At 74.4% G+C, this 16,173-nt stretch carries 15 protein-coding genes; 6 read left to right on the top strand and 9 right to left on the bottom strand.

Annotation, left to right across the window (positions count from 1 at the left end; translation table 11 throughout):
• Nucleotides 1-124 precede the first annotated feature (124 nt).
• Nucleotides 125-1,918: a sigma-54-dependent Fis family transcriptional regulator gene (locus AB5J73_RS33920; RefSeq protein WP_370962855.1), complete on the top strand. Its 1,794-nt coding sequence runs from the start codon at nt 125-127 to the stop codon at nt 1,916-1,918.
• Nucleotides 1,919-2,162: 244 nt separating this feature from the next.
• Nucleotides 2,163-2,576, top strand: coding sequence for a DUF5655 domain-containing protein (locus AB5J73_RS33915; protein ID WP_370962854.1), 414 nt, complete (start codon nt 2,163-2,165; stop codon nt 2,574-2,576).
• On the opposite strand, the gene AB5J73_RS33910 is transcribed toward AB5J73_RS33915, so the two are convergent.
• On the bottom strand, nt 2,561-3,208 hold the full coding sequence (locus AB5J73_RS33910) for a TetR/AcrR family transcriptional regulator (protein WP_370962853.1): 648 nt from the start codon (nt 3,206-3,208) through the stop codon (nt 2,561-2,563). The two genes, AB5J73_RS33915 and AB5J73_RS33910, sit on opposite strands and share 16 nt — an antisense overlap.
• Before the next feature lie 122 nt (nt 3,209-3,330).
• Between AB5J73_RS33910 and AB5J73_RS33905 the strand changes: the two genes are divergently transcribed.
• The 3 genes from AB5J73_RS33905 to AB5J73_RS33895 all read left to right on the top strand — a co-directional run bounded on the left by AB5J73_RS33905 (nt 3,331) and on the right by AB5J73_RS33895 (nt 5,505).
• On the top strand, nt 3,331-3,738 hold the full coding sequence (locus AB5J73_RS33905) for a DUF6010 family protein (RefSeq protein ID WP_370962851.1): 408 nt from the start codon (nt 3,331-3,333) through the stop codon (nt 3,736-3,738).
• Nucleotides 3,735-3,935 carry a hypothetical protein gene (locus AB5J73_RS33900; RefSeq protein ID WP_247023784.1) on the top strand — a complete coding sequence of 67 codons (201 nt, stop codon included), beginning with the start codon at nt 3,735-3,737 and terminating at the stop codon, nt 3,933-3,935. Before AB5J73_RS33905 ends, AB5J73_RS33900 begins: the two co-directional genes overlap by 4 nt.
• Nucleotides 3,936-4,008: 73 nt before the next feature.
• Nucleotides 4,009-5,505 carry a hypothetical protein gene (locus tag AB5J73_RS33895; RefSeq protein WP_370962850.1) on the top strand — a complete coding sequence of 499 codons (1,497 nt, stop codon included), beginning with the start codon at nt 4,009-4,011 and terminating at the stop codon, nt 5,503-5,505.
• Here AB5J73_RS33895 and AB5J73_RS33890 read toward each other — a convergent pair.
• A complete protein-coding gene (locus AB5J73_RS33890; protein ID WP_370962849.1) occupies nt 5,498-6,676 on the bottom strand; it encodes an MFS transporter in 1,179 nt (392 codons plus the stop codon). The genes AB5J73_RS33895 and AB5J73_RS33890 overlap by 8 nt on opposite strands.
• A gap of 68 nt (nt 6,677-6,744) precedes the next feature.
• Here AB5J73_RS33890 and AB5J73_RS33885 point away from each other — a divergent pair, with 68 nt between their 5' ends.
• A complete protein-coding gene (locus AB5J73_RS33885) occupies nt 6,745-7,713 on the top strand; it encodes a DUF5937 family protein (RefSeq protein ID WP_370962847.1) in 969 nt (322 codons plus the stop codon).
• On the opposite strand, the gene AB5J73_RS33880 is transcribed toward AB5J73_RS33885, so the two are convergent.
• The 7 genes from AB5J73_RS33880 to AB5J73_RS33850 are packed head-to-tail and all read right to left on the bottom strand — an operon-like array spanning nt 7,710 to nt 16,172.
• Complete coding sequence (locus AB5J73_RS33880; RefSeq protein ID WP_370962845.1) at nt 7,710-8,936, bottom strand: hypothetical protein; 1,227 nt, start codon at nt 8,934-8,936, stop codon at nt 7,710-7,712. The genes AB5J73_RS33885 and AB5J73_RS33880 overlap by 4 nt on opposite strands.
• 50 nt (nt 8,937-8,986) lie before the next feature.
• Nucleotides 8,987-9,802, bottom strand: a complete 816-nt coding sequence (locus AB5J73_RS33875) for a CoA ester lyase (protein WP_370962843.1) — start codon at nt 9,800-9,802, stop codon at nt 8,987-8,989.
• Nucleotides 9,799-11,007, bottom strand: coding sequence for a CaiB/BaiF CoA transferase family protein (locus tag AB5J73_RS33870; RefSeq protein ID WP_370962842.1), 1,209 nt, complete (start codon nt 11,005-11,007; stop codon nt 9,799-9,801). Before AB5J73_RS33870 ends, AB5J73_RS33875 begins: the two co-directional genes overlap by 4 nt.
• A complete protein-coding gene (locus AB5J73_RS33865; protein ID WP_370962841.1) occupies nt 11,004-12,857 on the bottom strand; it encodes a formylglycine-generating enzyme family protein in 1,854 nt (617 codons plus the stop codon). Before AB5J73_RS33865 ends, AB5J73_RS33870 begins: the two co-directional genes overlap by 4 nt.
• A complete protein-coding gene (locus tag AB5J73_RS33860) occupies nt 12,854-13,735 on the bottom strand; it encodes a ribokinase (RefSeq protein WP_370962840.1) in 882 nt (293 codons plus the stop codon). Before AB5J73_RS33860 ends, AB5J73_RS33865 begins: the two co-directional genes overlap by 4 nt.
• Nucleotides 13,732-15,021, bottom strand: coding sequence for an ADP-ribosylglycohydrolase family protein (locus AB5J73_RS33855; protein ID WP_370962839.1), 1,290 nt, complete (start codon nt 15,019-15,021; stop codon nt 13,732-13,734). The genes AB5J73_RS33860 and AB5J73_RS33855 overlap by 4 nt, the downstream gene beginning before the upstream one ends.
• Nucleotides 15,018-16,172: an ADP-ribosylglycohydrolase family protein gene (locus AB5J73_RS33850; RefSeq protein ID WP_370962837.1), complete on the bottom strand. Its 1,155-nt coding sequence runs from the start codon at nt 16,170-16,172 to the stop codon at nt 15,018-15,020. The genes AB5J73_RS33855 and AB5J73_RS33850 overlap by 4 nt, the downstream gene beginning before the upstream one ends.
• Nucleotide 16,173 lies beyond the last annotated feature (1 nt).

Here is a 16,173-nt window from a genome sequence, read left to right as displayed (position 1 = left end):
GCCGCCGCCCGGGTGCGGGGCGTCTCAATTTGAGACACCGGTGCGGGCGGGCGACGCTTAGGCTGGACGGGCGGCACAACGGGTGTGCCCGCACCCACGTGGGCCGCGGGGAACTGGAGGTCACGTGGACGAGAACGCGCCCGGCACCCTGCTCGCCGACGACGAGCTCGCCCGCACCCGGGTGCGTTTCCTGACCGCCGAAGCGGTGCCGCCCGGTGTCGTGCGCCAGACGATCCTGGCCTCCTGGCGGCGCTCGCGGGAGTTCCGCGTCGAGGCCGACCGGATCGACCCGCACTACCTCGGCGACCAGAACCTCGACATCCCGCTGATGCGCGGCGCGGAGCCGGTGCTGCACAAGCTCGGCGAGCAGTTCGACGGCCAGCCGATCAGCCTGATCCTCACCGACCCGGCCGGGGTCGTGCTCACCCAGCGGACCGGCGACGCCGACCTGCGACGGCACTTGGAGCGCGTCGAGCTCGTACCGGGGTTCAGCTACGGCGAGCAGTCCGTCGGGACCAACGGCATCGGCACGGCGCTGGAGGACGGCCGCGCGACGACGGTGTTCGGCCACGAGCACTACGCCGAACACCTGGAGAACCTGGCGTGCGCGGGCGTGCCGATCCACCACCCGATCTCCGGCAAGAAGATCGGCGCGGTCGACCTCACCTGCTGGCACAAGGACGCGGGCGGGCTGCTCATCGCGCTCGCCCGCTCGACCGCGGAGCAGATCCGCCAGGCGCTGCTGCGGCACAGCGACCTGCGCGAGATGATCCTCTTCCAGGCCTACCTGCAGACGTGCCGCCGGTGGACGGGCATCGTGCTGGCGTTCAACGACGACATCGTGATGATGAACGACCGGGCCCGGCAGCTGCTCGACCCGGCCGACCAGTCGGTGCTGCTCGGCCACGCCACGGAGGCGCTGGCCGAGGGACGGCGGACGCCGGCGACGCTGTCGCTGTCCAGCGGCCTGCGGGTCCGGGTGTTCTGCCGCCGCGTCCCGGGCCAGCGCGAGACCGACACCGCGGGCGGCGTCCTGTCGGTGAAGCTGATCGAGGCCGAGGAGACCCTCGCCGCGTCAACGCCGATGCTGCCGATGTACCTGCCGGGCGTGGTCGGCTCGGCCCCGCTGTGGCTGCGCTGCGGGCACGAGCTCGACGCCGGGCACCAGCGCGGCGAATGGGTCGCGCTGGAGGGCGAGCCGGGCACCGGCAAGCTGACCCTGGCGAAGGGCCTGCACCAGCGGCACCACCCGGCGGCCCGGCTGGTCACCGTCGACGCGGCCGGCGCCCTGGACGGCGACGCCCTGCTGCGCGAGCACGCCGAAACCCCGATCCGCACGCTGGTGGTCCGCCACGCCGACCGGCTGACGGCCCCGGCGGCGAACGCGCTGGCGGCGGTCCTGCGGCGGCTGCGCGAAAGCCCGGCCGCGCCCTGGGTCGTCGTCACGCTGGTCCCCGAGGCGGAGACCGAGCCGGCGCTGGCCGAGCTGCTCAAGGCGTTCCCGCGCACGGTCCGGGTCCCGCCGCTGCGCCACCACGTCGAGGACCTGGCCGAGCTGGTCCCCCTGGTCTTGAGCAAACTCGGCTACGGCGGCCGCCTGACGTGCTCGGCGGCGGCCCTGCACCTGCTGATGCGCGCGGAGTGGCCGGGCAACACCGGACAGCTGTACGCGGTGCTGCGCAAGGTGGCCCAGCGCCGCCGCGCCGGCAGCATCCGCCCCGGCGACCTCCCGGCGGAGTTCCACGCGGTCACCCGCCGCCCGCTCAACCGCTTCGAGTCGATCGAGCGCGACGCCATCGTGCGCTGCCTGGAGGACGCGGACGGCAACAAGGTCCGCGCGGCGAAGCTGCTGGGCATTTCACGGGCGACGATCTACCGCAAGATCCACGAGTACGGGATCGTGCCCCCGACCCGCTGACGCTCGTCGTCATGACGTGCGGGTGGCCGGATCACCATGCTGACCCGACCCGCCTGGAGGTCACCGAAGCCGGGGCACGCGCCCGTGGACCGCGTCCTCGAGCGGCGGCACGCGGCGCTGGGCGAGCTGCTGGACCGGCTGCCGCCCGCGCAGCGCAAGCCACGGCGGCCCGGCGGCTGGTGCGCGCGGCCGCCAGGGTCCCGGCGCTCGGCCCGGCGGTGCGGTGAGTGCCATCCTAGACGGCATGCCGACCCGCTGGACCTGCCCCCGCTGCGACCGCGAGTTCGCGCGCGCCCGCCAGGGGCACACCTGCGTTCCCGGCTGCACCGTCGAGGAGACCTTCGCCGGGAAGGCGCCGTGGCAGCGCGCGGTCTACGACGCCGTCGTCGGGCACCTGCGCGACCTCGGCGACGTGCACGAGGACGCCGTCAAGGTCGGGGTGTTCCTCAAGCGCGACCACAAGCTCGCCGAGCTGCGGCCGCGGTCCAAGGACGTCCTGGTGTACCTGTGGCTGCCGCACCCGGTGGAAACGGCGCGGATCGCGCCGGCGCGCTGGGCGAGCGGAGCCCGGGTGGGACACCAGCTCAAGCTGCGTGCGGTGTCCGATGTGGACGAGGAGGTCCGGGACTGGCTGACGCTGGCCTACGAGACGTCGTGACCCGAGACCGGGGCCAGGAGCAGGCCGGTGATCGCGTCGATCAGGCCGGTTCCCGCGTCGTCCCAGCTCGCCCGCGGCGTGGGCGTTCCCTCCGCCAGCGCGCGTTCGCGCTCCGCGGTCATGTGGATCATCAGCTGGCGGGCCATGTCGCCGCGCTCGGCGCGGACGTCCGGGGGCAGGCCGTCCAGGCAGCGGTCCAGGCCCTCGACCGCACGGGCCAGCGCCGGTGAGGACAGCGACTCCTCGGCGATGATCGCCCGCAGCGCCGGGTCGGTCATCACCTGGGCGCTGAACCGCGCGAACCACGTCGGCGCGCCCAGTTCCCGCAGGTGGCTCGTGCTCGGGCGGACCAGGCAGGCCACCCAGTCGCGGAGTTCGCCGGCGCCGTCGATGGCCTCGACCAGCTCCGCGCGCAGCCGCTCCATGGGTTCCGCGTGCCTGCGGACGATCGCGCGGACCAGGTCGACCTTGGTGCCGAAGTGGTAGTTCACCGCCGCGTTGTTGCCCTGCCCGGCCGCCTCGCTGATGTGCCGGTTGGACACCACATGCACCCCGTGCTCGGCGAAGAGCCGCTCCGCCGTCACGAGGATGCTTTCCCGCGTCGCACTCGCGCGGTCCGCCTTCACGTTCATCCAGCCCACCCTGATCGTTCCCGGTCCACACCTTACGGAGCGGGCGCCGCTGGCGAGAACCCGGCGGAGGGTGGCCGGACAGCCACTGGCCCGGCGGGCCGCCGGTTCCTAGCGTTTCCGGCGTGATCGAGATCCTCGCGCCGATCCTGATCGGCCTCCTCTACGCCGGGCTCAACTCGTTCGTCCCCGAAGCCCACCGGCGGCGGCTCAACGCCGTGGTCGTCGGCGGTGCGGGCGCCGCGTACCTTTCGGGCGGCGCGCTCGGGCCGTGGGAACTCGTGTTCTGCGCCGTCCTGACGTACGTGGCCTTCCGCGGGCTCGACTCGTGGACGTTCATCGGCATCGGCTGGCTGCTGCACACGGGCTGGGACGTCGTGCACCACCTCAAGGGCCAGCCGATCCTGCCGTTCGCGCACGATTCGTCGTTCGGCTGCGCGCTCTGCGACCCGGTCATCGCGATCTGGTGCTTCACCGGCGGCAAGCCGGTGCTCGGTTGGCGCACCGCCGCCAGGGGTACTCCGGCGCCATGAGCACCGACGTCGAACGCGCCGCGCACGCCTTCTGCCCCCGGTGCCACCCGGAGCCCCGGCCCGGGGACGTGCTCACGGCGTTGTGCGGCGCCCGCCACCCCTACTACGGCCGCCGCGACCGGCCGGTGAACACCTGTCCCGCCTGCGTCGCGCTCGCTTCGGCGAACGTCTACGCGTGCGGTCACCCGGGCGCCTGAGCACGCCGGCGCGGAAAGGGGAAATCGGGAGTTCCGGAACCACCGGACGGACCGACCACCTACGCTGACCGGCATGAAGAGGGTGGGGATCGCCACGGCGACCGCGGCGATCGCCGCGCTCGTGCTGGCGCTCGTCCTCGGTTTGCTGGGCGGTACACCGACCGGCGCCGGGGACAACGGGGACGGGTACCGGCTGTTCTGCGGACCGGGGCTGACGCCGGCCACGCCGGGTCACAAGGCGAGCTGGCTGGGCGGCGTGGTGCTCGACTTCGGGCGCGGCACGCCGTGCCCGGACCCGCAGCCGTCGAGCGCCGCGGTGCTCTTCGAGTCCGTCGCGGGCGGGGACGGCTCGTTCAGCCTCGTCAAGCTGGGCTGGCTGTACGTGCTCCTGGTCTTCCTGGTCACGCTGCCGGCCGCCTGGGCGGTGCAGGCCCGCGGCACCCGGCGCCTGCTCTTCCTGCTCCCGCCGCTGCTCCCCCTGCTCGAACCGTCCTTCGCGCGGCTGTTCATCTCGACCTTCGCCGAGCCCGCCGGGCTGTTCGGCGCGTACACGCTGCTGTGCGGGCTGGCGGTCATCGCCGCGACCAAGGCCGAGGACGGCTTCGCGCGGCTGGCGGCGCTCGGCCTCGTCGCCGTCGGCGGGGTCGTGGGCGGGCTGGCGAAGATCGGGTTCCTGCCCCTGTTCGTGCTGGCCGTGCTCGTGTGCGCGGTGACCGCGGCCCGGCCGGGGCGGGGCCGCTGGTGGTCCGGCCGGATCGTCGGGCCGGTGCTCGCGATCCTGCTCGTGCTGGAGCTCATCGCGCCGATCCGGGCGAACCTCGCCTGGCAGGACCGCAACTACGCCGACGTCAACGCGGTCAACGTGGTCTACACCCTCGGCCTGGTCGAGCTGCCGGGCTCGGCGGCCCGGCTCGGCCTGCCCGCGGAGGCGCAGCAGAGCGCGGGGCACGCGTACTACCCGGACGGCCCGGAGGCGCTGAACGGCTCGGACGTGCTGCTGGAGGACCCGGCGACGGTCAAGCACAAGGTCTGGGACCTGCTGCTGGCGAACCCGGGCGCGCTGGTGGCCGCGATCGGCACCGGCCTGCAGGCCACCCTCGGGCGCAGCCTGCCCTACCTGCCGGACGAGCCGTGGACGGCGGCGACCCGGCCCCCGGACAATTCGGCCCCGGTCAGCGGTGACATGGGCGGTGACGCGACGACGTTCCAGGCGTGGCTCGACAGCATGGGCCTGTGGTGGTGGCCGGTCCTGCTCGTCCTGCTCGGCCTGGCCGCGACGGTGCCGGCCCTGCTGCGCCGCCACCGCGCGGCGACGACCCGCTACGGCGCTGTCGCGGGCGTGGCGGTGACGAGCGCGCTCGGCATCGTGACGATGTCGGTGGTCGGCGACGGCTACTTCGAGATCGCCAAGCACGTGTGGCTGGCGGCGTACCTGCTGGACGTCGCGGCGCTCGCGCTGTGCGTGGTGGCGGCGCCCCCGCTCTACCGGCGCGCGAAGGCGCGGTGGGGGCGGCGCCGGGCCGCGGCCACCCCGCCGGCGCCGGAGCCCGAGCCGCAGCCGGTCACCTGACGGTGTCCCGGAGCTCGCGCAGCAGGATCGGCAGCGCCGGCACCAGCGCGAGCCCGCGCACGACGGCCGCGACCAGGTAGGGCGCGCGCAGGCCCAGGCCGTGCGCGACCAGCCCGCCCGCCAGGGTGCCGGCCGGGATCAGTCCCCAGCCCAGCAGGCGGTAGGCACCGGTGACGCGGCCGAGCAGCGCGGGCGGCACGAGCCGCTGCCGGAGGCCGATCGCCACGATGTTCCAGAGCGTCGTGGCGAAGCCGGACACGGCCAGGAACGCCCCCATCGGGACGGCCGCCGGGCTCAGGCCGATCCCGGCGAACGCGCCGGCGTTCACGGTCAGCGCCGTCACCAGCGCCGCCCGGGTCCCGATCCGGGCCACGAGGCGCGCGTTGACCAGCCCGCCGAGGACGCTGCCGACCGCCGCGCCGGCGAGCAGCACGCCGTAGCCGCGGGCGCCGACGTGCACCACCTCGGTGGCGAGCAGGGCCAGCGTCACGGCCGCGAGCTGGCCGCAGAAAGCGTTGACGCCCAGCAGGACGGCGAGGGTCCGCAGCAACCGGTGCCGGCGGAGCCAGGTCAGCCCCTCGCGGACGCCGGAGCGCCGCGCACCGCCGCGGGCTCGCCGGGGCAGCGTCGCCACCACCGCCGCGGACACCGCGTACGAGACGGCGTCGAGCCCGAACGGCCACGCGGCGGCGACGCCGAACAACGCGCTGCCCAGAGGTGGCCCGGCGAACTGCTGGGCGACCGTGGTGATGGCCTGCTGACGGCCGTTCGCCCGCGGCAGGTCGGGCGGCGGGAGCAGGTCCGGCAGGATCGCCTGCGCCGCGGTGCCGAAGACGACGTCTCCCGTACCGAGCCCGAACGCGACGACGGCCAGGACCGGCACGCCGGCTCCGCCGCAGGCGGCCACCACGGCGAGCACCCCGGCCAGTGCGGCCTGGCCCGCCTGCGCCCGCCACATCAGGGTGGCCCGGTCGTGCCGGTCGGCCAGTGCGCCCGCGGGAAGGGCCAGCAGGAGCCACGGCAGAGCGGCGGCGGTCGCGACGAAGGACACGAGCCGGGGGTCGCGCGTCACCGTCACGGTCAGCAGGGGCATCGCCGCGGTGACCGCCCCGGTGCCGAGGTTGTCGACGCCGATCGCCCACCACAGACGCCGATAAGGCAGCCGGGGCACAACCGGGGATCCTTCGGCGCTTCGCCGCGGCCGGACACCTTTTAGCGCGGTGCTACATACTCGGGACCGTGGTCCTCACGGTGGAACTCGACGTCGCCGAGCTGGCGGCGACCCGCTTCGCCGTCTCCCCGCTGTCGGAAACCGTGGCGTGCCTGCAACAGCTCGGCGGCCGCGACCGCCAGGCGGCCACCTTGCCGTGGCTGCGCTGGGCTTCCGGCGAGCTCGCCCGCGAACCCCTGGACCTCGCCTGGACGTGGCCGCTGCTCGTGCACGACCGGCCCGGCTGGCCGGAATTCCTGGTGCCCGCGCCGAAGAACTCGGGTCCGTCCATCGAGGACGACCTGGCCGCGCTGCGGCGCACGACCGCCCGCCAGGTCCGGGCCAGCCTCACCCGCGTGTTCGGCGCGGAGCTCCCCGGGCCCGCCGCCGACCTCGCCGCCCGCCCGGCGGCCGGCCTGCGGGTGATCGCCGCGGAGCTGCGCGCGGCGCACGACCGGCTGGTGGCGCCGCACTGGCCGCGGATCCGGGCCGTCCTCGACGCCGACGTCGCCCACCGCGCCCGCGCGCTGGCCACGGGCGGGGCCGAGAAGCTGTTCGCCGGCCTCCACCCGAACCTGCGCTGGCACGAGGGGAAGCTGCTGCTGAACGACGTCCGCCCGGTCAACCGGGGGCCCGGCGGGCTCGTCCTCATCCCCGTCGTGCTCGGCTCGCCGCACGTCCTGGTCAAGCGGAACACCTCCACGCAGACGACGGTCCGCTACCCCGCCCGCGGCCGCGGCGCGCTGTGGACGGCCGGCACCCGGCCCCCGGCGAGGGCCACGGTCCGGCTGCTCGGCCGGGCGCGGGCCGGGCTCCTCGAAGCCCTCCGCTCCCCCGCGACCACGACCGAGCTGGCCAGCGCCCTCGGTGTCACGCCCAGCGCCGTCTCGCAGCACCTGGCGGTCCTGCGGGAGAACGGGCTGGTCGACCGGGAACGCTCCGGACGCCAGGTCCTTTACCTGATCACGGCGCTCGGAACGTCCCTACTGGCCGGTTAGCCCAGCGAGGCCAGCGGCACCGCGAACACCGTCCGGCCGCACGTCTGGCTCTGCGCCGCGCAGTCCGCCGTCGACCACTCGGACTGGGACCAGACCAGGCCGGTCGCCCAGTCGTACGTCAGTGCCTCCGGGTGGATCGCCCAGCAGGCCGTCGTCGAGCCGCAGGTCGCCGAGGTGCTCGCCGTGGTCGTCTGGGACCAGAGCTGGCCGTTGATGGTCGCCGAGCTGTGGGCCACGTACCACTTGCCGTCGTGGGACAGCACGCCCTGCATGTTGCCGACGTAGCTGCGGAACGCCTCGGTCGCGGTCCCGGTCAGCAGGTAGTCCGCGCCCATCGGGAAGCGGTAGAGGCGGCCGTGGAGGGCCTGGTCGGAGAAGTACTCCGTGGTGACCACCGAAGCCGGGCTGGTGCTGCGGTCCAGTGACAGCGACGAAAAGCACGGCACGCCCGTGTCGGAGGACATGCTGCACGTGCCGCCCGCGTAGGAGTAGTAGCCGATCTGCATCATCGCGTACTTGTAGGTGTAGGCCGCGTAGCCGCCGGACGTCTTGCCGATCGCGTTCGACGTCGTGTCGCTGAGCTGCAGGATGTGCTTGGTGCTGAACACCCGGATCGCGGTCGAGGTGTTGCCGACGGCGGTGACGTAGACCTTGTCGCCGAGCCAGGCCATCCCGCCCATGTGCGCCTTCGCCGCGGTGAAGCTGCTGCCGGTGCTGTTCGGCACGGCCAGGTACATCATCCGGTGCGCGGCCGACGCCGGGTCGTTGTAGTTGATCGCCTGGATCCGGGCGTCGTTGTACCGGCCGAGCGCGTCGGTGCCGTGCCAGCCGGACAGGATGATCTTGTCCGCGCCCCACATACCGTCGTCGTCGGCGTCACCGGACGTCGTGATGCCCTGGGGCACCCACGTCGTGCTGCCGGCCCGCTCGCTGTCCCAGCACAGCGACTTGGTGGCCACCGGTGCTTTGGGCAGCGCGGCCTTCTCCGCGCTCGTGCAGCCGGTCATCGCGTAGCTGGTGTCGTTGACGACGGTGTTGAGGCTGACGTTCGGCAGCGCGTTGTCCAGCGCGGTGAGCGCCGCGGCCGGCGTGGCGTGCCAGACCAGGTTCTGCTTCGTGGTGGTCGTCAGCGGGTCGCTGTAGGCGGCGCTCGCCGTCCCGGGCAGCGCCAGTGCGCCGGCCACCACGGCCAGCGCGAGGACGATCGCTTTCGGAATTCGCATGGGCGCCAGTGCGCCACACGCGGGTCCAAAATCCGTACAACGCGCTTGTACTAGTCGGCCAGGGCGAGCACCGTGCGCGCCTGCTCGACCATGGCGACGTCGAGGAAGGTCCCGTCCGGCAGGGCGATCGCGCCGACCCCGGCGGCCGTCGCGCCCGCCACCCGCGCGAGGACTTCCCGCGCGCGCGAGACTTCCTGCTCGGTCGGCCGGAACGCGGCGCGGATCGTCGCCAGCTGCACCGGGTGGATCGCGGTCCGGCCGCGGAACCCCAGCGCCCGGCCCGCGCGGCAGGACGCCGCGAGCCCGTCGAGGTCGCGGACGTTCGGGTAGGCGGACATCGCGGGCGGGGCGAGCCGCGCAGCCCGCGCCGCGACGATCACCCGGCTGCGCGCCCAGGTCAGCCCGGCGTCGTCGGCCACGCCGAGGTCCGAGCGCAGGTCGGCCTCGCCCAGCCCGATCGACGCCACCCGCGGCGACGCCGTCGCGAGCTCCAGTGCCCGTTCCACGCCGAGCGCGGACTCGATCAGCGGGTGCAGGTCCCGGTCTCCGAGCACCGCGGCCACGGCCAGGATTTCCGCCGGTGCCTCGGCTTTCGGCAGCCGGACCCCGACCGACGGCGGCAAGCCGGCGACCGCCGCGAGATCGGCATCGTGCCACGGCGTGCTCGGGTGGTTGACGCGCACCTGCACGGGCCGGTCCCCGGCGGCGAGCAGCCGGACGGCGTTCTCGCGGGCTTCGTCCTTGCGGGCCGGGGCGACGGCGTCCTCGAGGTCGACGAGCACGACGTCGGCCTCGGATTCCAGGGCCTTCCGCACCCGGTCCGGCCGGTCGGCCGGCGCGTAGAGGAACGTCAGCGGCGGGGTCACACCGCACCCCGGTCCCGCAGCTCCGCCACGCGCTCCGGCGCGAACCCGAGCTCGTCCAGGACCGCGTCGGTGTCGGCGCCGTGCGGGCGCCCGGTGAACCCGATGACCCCGTCGTGACCCGAAAGCCGGAACAGCGGGCCTTGCATCAGCATCGGCCCCAGCTCGGGGTCGTCGATCTCGTGGATCGTGCCGAGCGCCCGGAACTGCGGGTCGGCGACGACGTCGGCGGCGTCGTAGATCGGCGCCACCGCGGCCTGCGCCGCTTCGAACGCGGCGACGACTTCGTCGCGCGTGCGCTGCCCGATCCACTTGCCGACGGCTTCGTCGAGCTCGTCGGCGTGCCGGGCGCGCTCGGCGCCGCTGGCGAACCACGGTTCGGCCGCCAGGTCGGGCCGGCCGACCAGCCCGACCACGCGCTCGGCGATCGACTGGGCCGACGTGGACACCGCGACCCACTGGCCGTCGGCGGTGCGGTAGGTGTTGCGCGGCGCGTTGTTGATCGACCGGTTGCCGGTGCGCGGCTGGACGGTGCGCAGCTGGTCCCAGCGCGTGATCTGCGGGCCGAGCATGGCCAGCATCGGCTCGATGATCGCGGTGTCGACGACCTGCCCGCGCCCGGTGTTCGCGCGCGCGGCGAGCGCGACCATGATCGCGTACGCCGTGGCCAGGGACGCGACCCCGTCGGCCAGGCCGAACGGCGGGAGCGTCGGCGGGCCGTCGGGCTCCCCGGTGGTCGCCGCGAAGCCGCTCATCGCTTCGGCGAGGGTGCCGAAGCCGGGCCGGGTGCGGTACGGGCCGGTCTGCCCGAAGCCGGTGACGCGGGCGAGGACGAGCTTCGGGTTCCAGCTCGCCAGTTCCTCGTACCCGAGGTGCCAGCGCTCGAGGGTGCCCGGGCGGAAGTTCTCGATCACGACGTCGGCGGTGGTCGCGAGGGCGAGGAAGACCTCGCGGCCGCCTTCGCTGCCGAGGTCGGCGGTGATCGTGCGCTTGTTGCGGCCCAGCGTCTTCCACCAGAGGTTGACGCCGTCCTTCGCGGCGCCGTGGGTGCGGGCGGGGTCCGGTTTGCGCGGGTGCTCGACCTTGATCACCTCGGCACCCATGTCACCGAGGTGCATGGCGGCCATCGGCCCCGCGAAGAGCGTGGACGCGTCGACGACGCGCAGGCCGGCGAGGGCCCCGGCGGAGGGATCGCGGGAGACGGTCACGAGGGCACCTCCCAGGCGCAGCGGAAGCCGACCGTCGCGCTCCGGGCGAGGCCCAGGCCGGGCAGGAGGAGTTTCACGGTGTACTCGGGCCCCTTCCGGCCGCCTTCGAGGTACCACTCCGAGCCTGCGGCCACGTGGTCGCTGCCGCCCTTGAGCAGCACGAACCGCGTCCGGCCGTCGGAGTGCTCGCTCTCGGTCCAGTTCCACACGGCCGGGGTGCCGCGGCGCAGGCGGTCCCCCGCCAGCTGCCACTCGTCCTCGGTCGGCAGGCGGCCGCCGCGCCACGCGCAGTACGCGCGGGCGTCGTCGAGGTCGACGTGGGTGACCGGCTCGTCCGCGGCGCCCGCGTGCTTCCGCTCCCACTCGTGGCCGGTGGCGGCCAGGAACTCCGCGAACTGCGCGTTGGTCACTTCGGTCGCCGCCACCGCCACCGAGGTGGTCAGTTCGCCTTCCCGCTGCAGCGTGCGGGCGTCGTGCAGGCGCGGCGGGAGCGGCTTCCATTCGTCGACGTAGGGCGCTCCCTGGTACATGCCGGTCTCGCGAGCGCGGTACCGCACGGTCAGGACGTAGGGCCCGGCCGGGACGACGACGGCGTCTTCGTCCGGTACGCCGGTGGTCCGTTGTGGCCGGATGCGGACCGCGATCCGGTGCGGGAACCGGGCGTCCGGGTCGTGCGGCAGGTCCGGGAGCTCGGGGTGCCAGCCGTCCGCCGTCGCGCCGATGCCTCGGGCGGGGACCCCGCCGAGGAGGTCGGTGCCGGGCAGCGGGCCGTGGTAGTCGGTGCCGCCGCGGTTGACGAGCGTCCACAGTGTCCGGTCGCCGAGTTCCCACTTCGACGCGTAGACGCCGGCGGCTTCGGCCTCGGGCGGCAGCTCGGCCAGCGGGGTCCACTCGCCGTCGAGGAGGAGGTCCTTCGCCAGGCGCTGCAGGGTGACCATCCGGCGGACGGTCGCGGCGTCCCGGGGAGACCAGCCGACCCAGACCCCGAAGACGACCTCCCAGACCATGACGCCGGCGCCGTTGAGCCACGCCGACTGCAGTTCTTCGCTGTGGTCGCGGTGCCAGCGGCGGACGTGGTGCTGCATGTGGCGCCGCTCGAACCAGTGGGCGCGCAGGACGCCGGGCACGGGCGAGTCGGCGAAGAACTGCGCCCACGACGCCGCGTGGTCCTCGATCCGCTCGACGGCGAGCTTCGATTCGCCTTCGAGGACGATCCCGGGCCGGGCGGCCTCGAGGCGGTCGACGAAGTCCGGCTCGGCCTTCTTGAGCGTGTCGAGGAAGACGCCGTCGGCTTTCAGGTCCTTGACCAGGGCGGCCAGTTCGGTGAGGTCGTCCTCGCCGCGGCGGGTGCCGACGTCCCAGGGGTTGTAGTCGACGAAGACGTGCAGGCCCTCCTCGTGCAGGGTGGCGATCAGCTCGGTGAGCCCGGGGACGTCGCGGTAGAAGTCCCACTGGTTGCGGTCGTCGAGGCCGATCACCGGGTAGGCGTGCCAGAGGACGACGGCGTCCAGCCCGCCGAAGCGCGCCCGCGCGTCGGCGAGGAAGCGTTCAGGCGTGAAGCGGTGTTCGGCGAAGGAGTAGAGCAGCTCGTCCCAGAGCCAGACCTGGGCGACCGAGTGGCAGGACGCCGCCCAGGCCGCTTGCGGGCGGGCGTAGGCGGCGCCGGTGTAGCCGTGACGCTCGCGGGCGTCCTCGCGCCATTCGTGGAGCTTCGCGCGCCACGCGGGCCGGTCCGCCGGGTTCGCGGGGGCGGCGAAGATCTTCGCCTCGTCCAATGCGGACAGTGGGCCGCGCACCTCGGTCGGCCGGTCGATCGGCCGCGGGACGAGCGGGTCGAAACTGGCGGTCATCGTGCCTTTCCTTCGAGCGCCGCGACTTCTCCGGCGGTGGGGACGGCGGCCTGGGCCCCGGGCCGCGTGACGGCCAGCGCGGCGGCCGCGCCGGCCCGCCGGGCGGCCTCGGGGAGGCGGTGCCCGTGGGCCAGGGCCGCCGCGAGGACGCCGCAGAAGGTGTCGCCCGCGCCGGTGGTGTCCACGACGTCCACCGGGATCCCGGGGATCCGCACGGGTTCTTCGTCGCGGCGGAGGACCACGCAGCCATCGCCGCCGAGCGTGACGACGACCGCCGGCACGCGCTTGAGCAGCTTCTCGGGCTCGCCCGCGAGGTCGGCCGCCTCGTGCTCGTTCACGACCAGCAGGTCGACGACCTCCCACAGCGAGCCGGGCAGTTCCCGCGACGGCGCCGCGTTGAGGATCACCAGCGCACCGGGCCGCTTGGCCGCGGCAGTGGCCGCGACGACGTCGAGCGGGATTTCCAGCTGGGCCAGGACGACGTCGGCTTCGGCGATCCGGTCGGCCTGCGCGGCCCCGATCTTCACGTGGTCATTGGCGCCCGGGGCGACGACGATGGCGTTCTCGCCGTCCGGGGCCACGGTGATGAACGCGGTGCCGGTGGGCGCTTCGGCGCGTTCGATCAGGTCGGTGCGGACGCCGGCGCCGCCGAGGGAGACGAGGATCAGGTCGGCGCCTTCGTCTTCGCCGAGCGCACCGACGAAGCTGGTGTCGGCACCCCCGGCCAGCGCGGCGGCGACGGCCTGGTTCGCGCCCTTGCCCCCGGGACTGCGGCGGAGGCGGTCCCCGAGGATGGTCTCGCCCGCTTTCGGCGGCCGGGGCACGTCGACGGCGAGGTCCACGTTGGCCGAGCCGACGACCACGACCCGCCCGGTCATCGTCCCGCCTCCGCCAGCGCCGCCGTGCGGGCCGCCAGATCCGCGATCCGCCGCTCCCCGCCCGGCAGCGAAGTCGCGATCCGCCCGTCCAATGGCTTGCTCCAGTACTCGTCGAGGCCGCTCAGCGCGCCCACCACTCCCCCGACCGTCGCGGCCGCCGAGTCGGTGTCCCAGCCCGCCGTCACCGCGATCGCCACGCTCGGCCCGAACTCGCCGCCGCCCTTCGCGAGGGCGTACGCGATCGTCGCCGCGTTGTTGAGCACGTGCACCCAGTGCAGGTGCCCGTACGCCGCGTGCAGCCGGTCGAGTCCGCTCGCGACATCGCCGTCCGAAGCCGCCGACCGTCCGAAGTGGACCGCTTCCGCCAGGTCGCTCGACGCCGGGATCGCCGCCGTCGCCGCGTCGAGGACTTCGTCCACCGTGTCGCACACCATCGCCGCCGAGGCCAGGCCGGCGGCCCACATCGCGCCGTACACGCCGTTGCGCGTGTGGCTCAGCCGCGCGTCGGCCCACGCCAGCCGGGCCGCGGCGGGCACGTCGCCCGGGCAGATCCAGCCGAACACGTCCGCGCGGATCAGCGCGCCGATCCACTCCCGGAACGGGTTCCGGTACGTCGCCGTCTCCGGGACGGCGCGCGCGTCGAGGAGGTTCCGGTACGCCGCGCGCTCCGCCGTGAACACCCGCCCGGCGGGCAGGTTGTCCAGCCACAGCTGGGCGACGTCCTCGGTGGTGAACCCCCGGCCGCGCTCTTCCACCAGGGACAGCGCCAGCATCGGGTAGTTGAGGTCGTCGTCCTCGGGCATCCCGTCGATGTTCTCCTCGAGGGACGTCGGGGCCGACCGGCGGTTCCACGGCCACCGCCCGGCGACCTCCGAGGGCAGTCCCACCGCGGTGAACCACCGGTCGAGGGGCCACCGGCCGGTGGCGCGGAGGATCTCCTCGATCCCCTCGCGCGGGATCTTCTCCACCGGCTTGCCGAGCAGGCAGCCCGCCGCCCGGCCGGTCCACGCGTCCAGCTCGCGGCCGCGGGACCCGCGCGGCAGCGAAGGCGCCGCGGGCAGGACCGGCTCCGGCTCGGGCGCCGGGGCGTCCAGCGAGTCCAGCAGTTCCCGCGCCAGCGCCCGCAGCCCGGGCGCGGCGGGCCCGGCGCCGCTCACCGCGGGTACCGGATCACCGCCCGCCGCGATCCACCGCGCCCGCGCCGCGGCGACGTCCTTGCCCTCCGCGGCGGACTGGACCAGCTCGTGCGGGAGCAGGTCCTCGGGCTGGGCCCAGGTCAGCCTCACGCCGTCGCCTCCAGGAACGCGGCCCTCGCCGCGGCCCGCTCGCGGTCGGCCTTGAGGATGTCCACCGCCGCCGACGCCAGCAGGTGCCCGGTTTCGCGCAGGTCCATCCGGCTGGCGTCGCCGATCTCGTCGACCCACTCGGCGGGCACCACGGCCGTCCCGCCCAGGCCCGCGCAGATCGCCGCCGCCATCACCGCGATCGAGTCGGCGTCGCGCCCGTAGTTCACGGCCGCCAGCACCGCGCCGCGGAAGTCGCCGCGGTGCGCCAGCACGAACGCCAGCGCGGCGGGCAGCTCCTCGATCGACTTCGTCCGCGACGGCCGCCGCGCGTCCATCGACATCTCCCGGTAGCGCGGCCCGACCGAGTCGAACGGCGCGACGGTCTCGCGGACGAGAGCCGCCAGCGCGCGTTCTTCCCCGTCGGTGCCCGGGGGGACGGACCGGTCACCGAAGGTCTCCACGACCGCGCGCACCGCCGCCGCGGTCCCGTCGTGGGCCACGTCCAGCGCGGCCGCCACGACGTCGTCGAGCGACGCGCCCGGGGCGACCGCGGCCGCCACCATCGCGGCCAGCACGCCCGCCGCCTCGCGGCCGTAGCTCGACTGGTGCGCGCCGGTCAGGTCGATCGCCTCGGCGTACGCGGCCCGCGGATCGCCCGCGTTGACCACGCCCACCGGGGCGACGTACATCGCCGCGCCGCAGTTGACCACGTTGCCCACGCCCGCTTCGCGCGGGTCGACGTGTCCGTAGTGGAGTCTCGCGACGATCCACTTCTCCGCGAGGAAGACCCGCTGCAGCAGCAGCGCGGTCGACTCCAGCTCCGGTACCCAGCGCGGTTCGCCGATCATCAGCGGCACCAGGTCCTCGGCCATCGCGTACGCGTCGAGGTGCGCGCGGCGCTTCGCGTACACCTCGACGAGCGCCCGCGTCATGAGGGTGTCGTCGGTGACGTGCCCGTCGCCCTTGTGGTACGGCGCGATCGGGCGGGCCGTCCGCCAGTCCGGGTACCACGGCCCGACGACACCGGTCACCCGGCCGCCGTGCCGCTCTTCGATCTGCTCGGGTGTCCACCCTTCGGTGGCGCCGCCGAGGGCGTCCCCGACGGCCGCACCGGTGATCACCGCGACGGCCCGGTCTTCCAGCCAGGTCACG

The organism is Amycolatopsis sp. cg9 (genome assembly GCF_041346945.1).
Lineage (GTDB): Bacteria > Actinomycetota > Actinomycetes > Mycobacteriales > Pseudonocardiaceae > Amycolatopsis.
Note: the sequence above shows the minus strand (reverse complement) of the source record. Positions and strands in the feature narration are given on the sequence as shown.

What these genes read in the sequence shown, in the direction of transcription:
- AB5J73_RS33915 (WP_370962854.1), top strand. Translation starts at nt 2,163, where the DNA reads ATGCCGACCCGCTGGACCTGCCCCCGCTGCGACCGCGAGTTCGCGCGC.
- AB5J73_RS33910 (WP_370962853.1), bottom strand. Translation starts at nt 3,208, where the DNA reads ATGAACGTGAAGGCGGACCGCGCGAGTGCGACGCGGGAAAGCATCCTC.
- AB5J73_RS33900 (WP_247023784.1), top strand. Translation starts at nt 3,735, where the DNA reads ATGAGCACCGACGTCGAACGCGCCGCGCACGCCTTCTGCCCCCGGTGC.
- AB5J73_RS33895 (WP_370962850.1), top strand. Translation starts at nt 4,009, where the DNA reads ATGAAGAGGGTGGGGATCGCCACGGCGACCGCGGCGATCGCCGCGCTC.
- AB5J73_RS33880 (WP_370962845.1), bottom strand. Translation starts at nt 8,936, where the DNA reads ATGCGAATTCCGAAAGCGATCGTCCTCGCGCTGGCCGTGGTGGCCGGC.
- AB5J73_RS33865 (WP_370962841.1), bottom strand. Translation starts at nt 12,857, where the DNA reads ATGACCGCCAGTTTCGACCCGCTCGTCCCGCGGCCGATCGACCGGCCG.
- AB5J73_RS33860 (WP_370962840.1), bottom strand. Translation starts at nt 13,735, where the DNA reads ATGACCGGGCGGGTCGTGGTCGTCGGCTCGGCCAACGTGGACCTCGCC.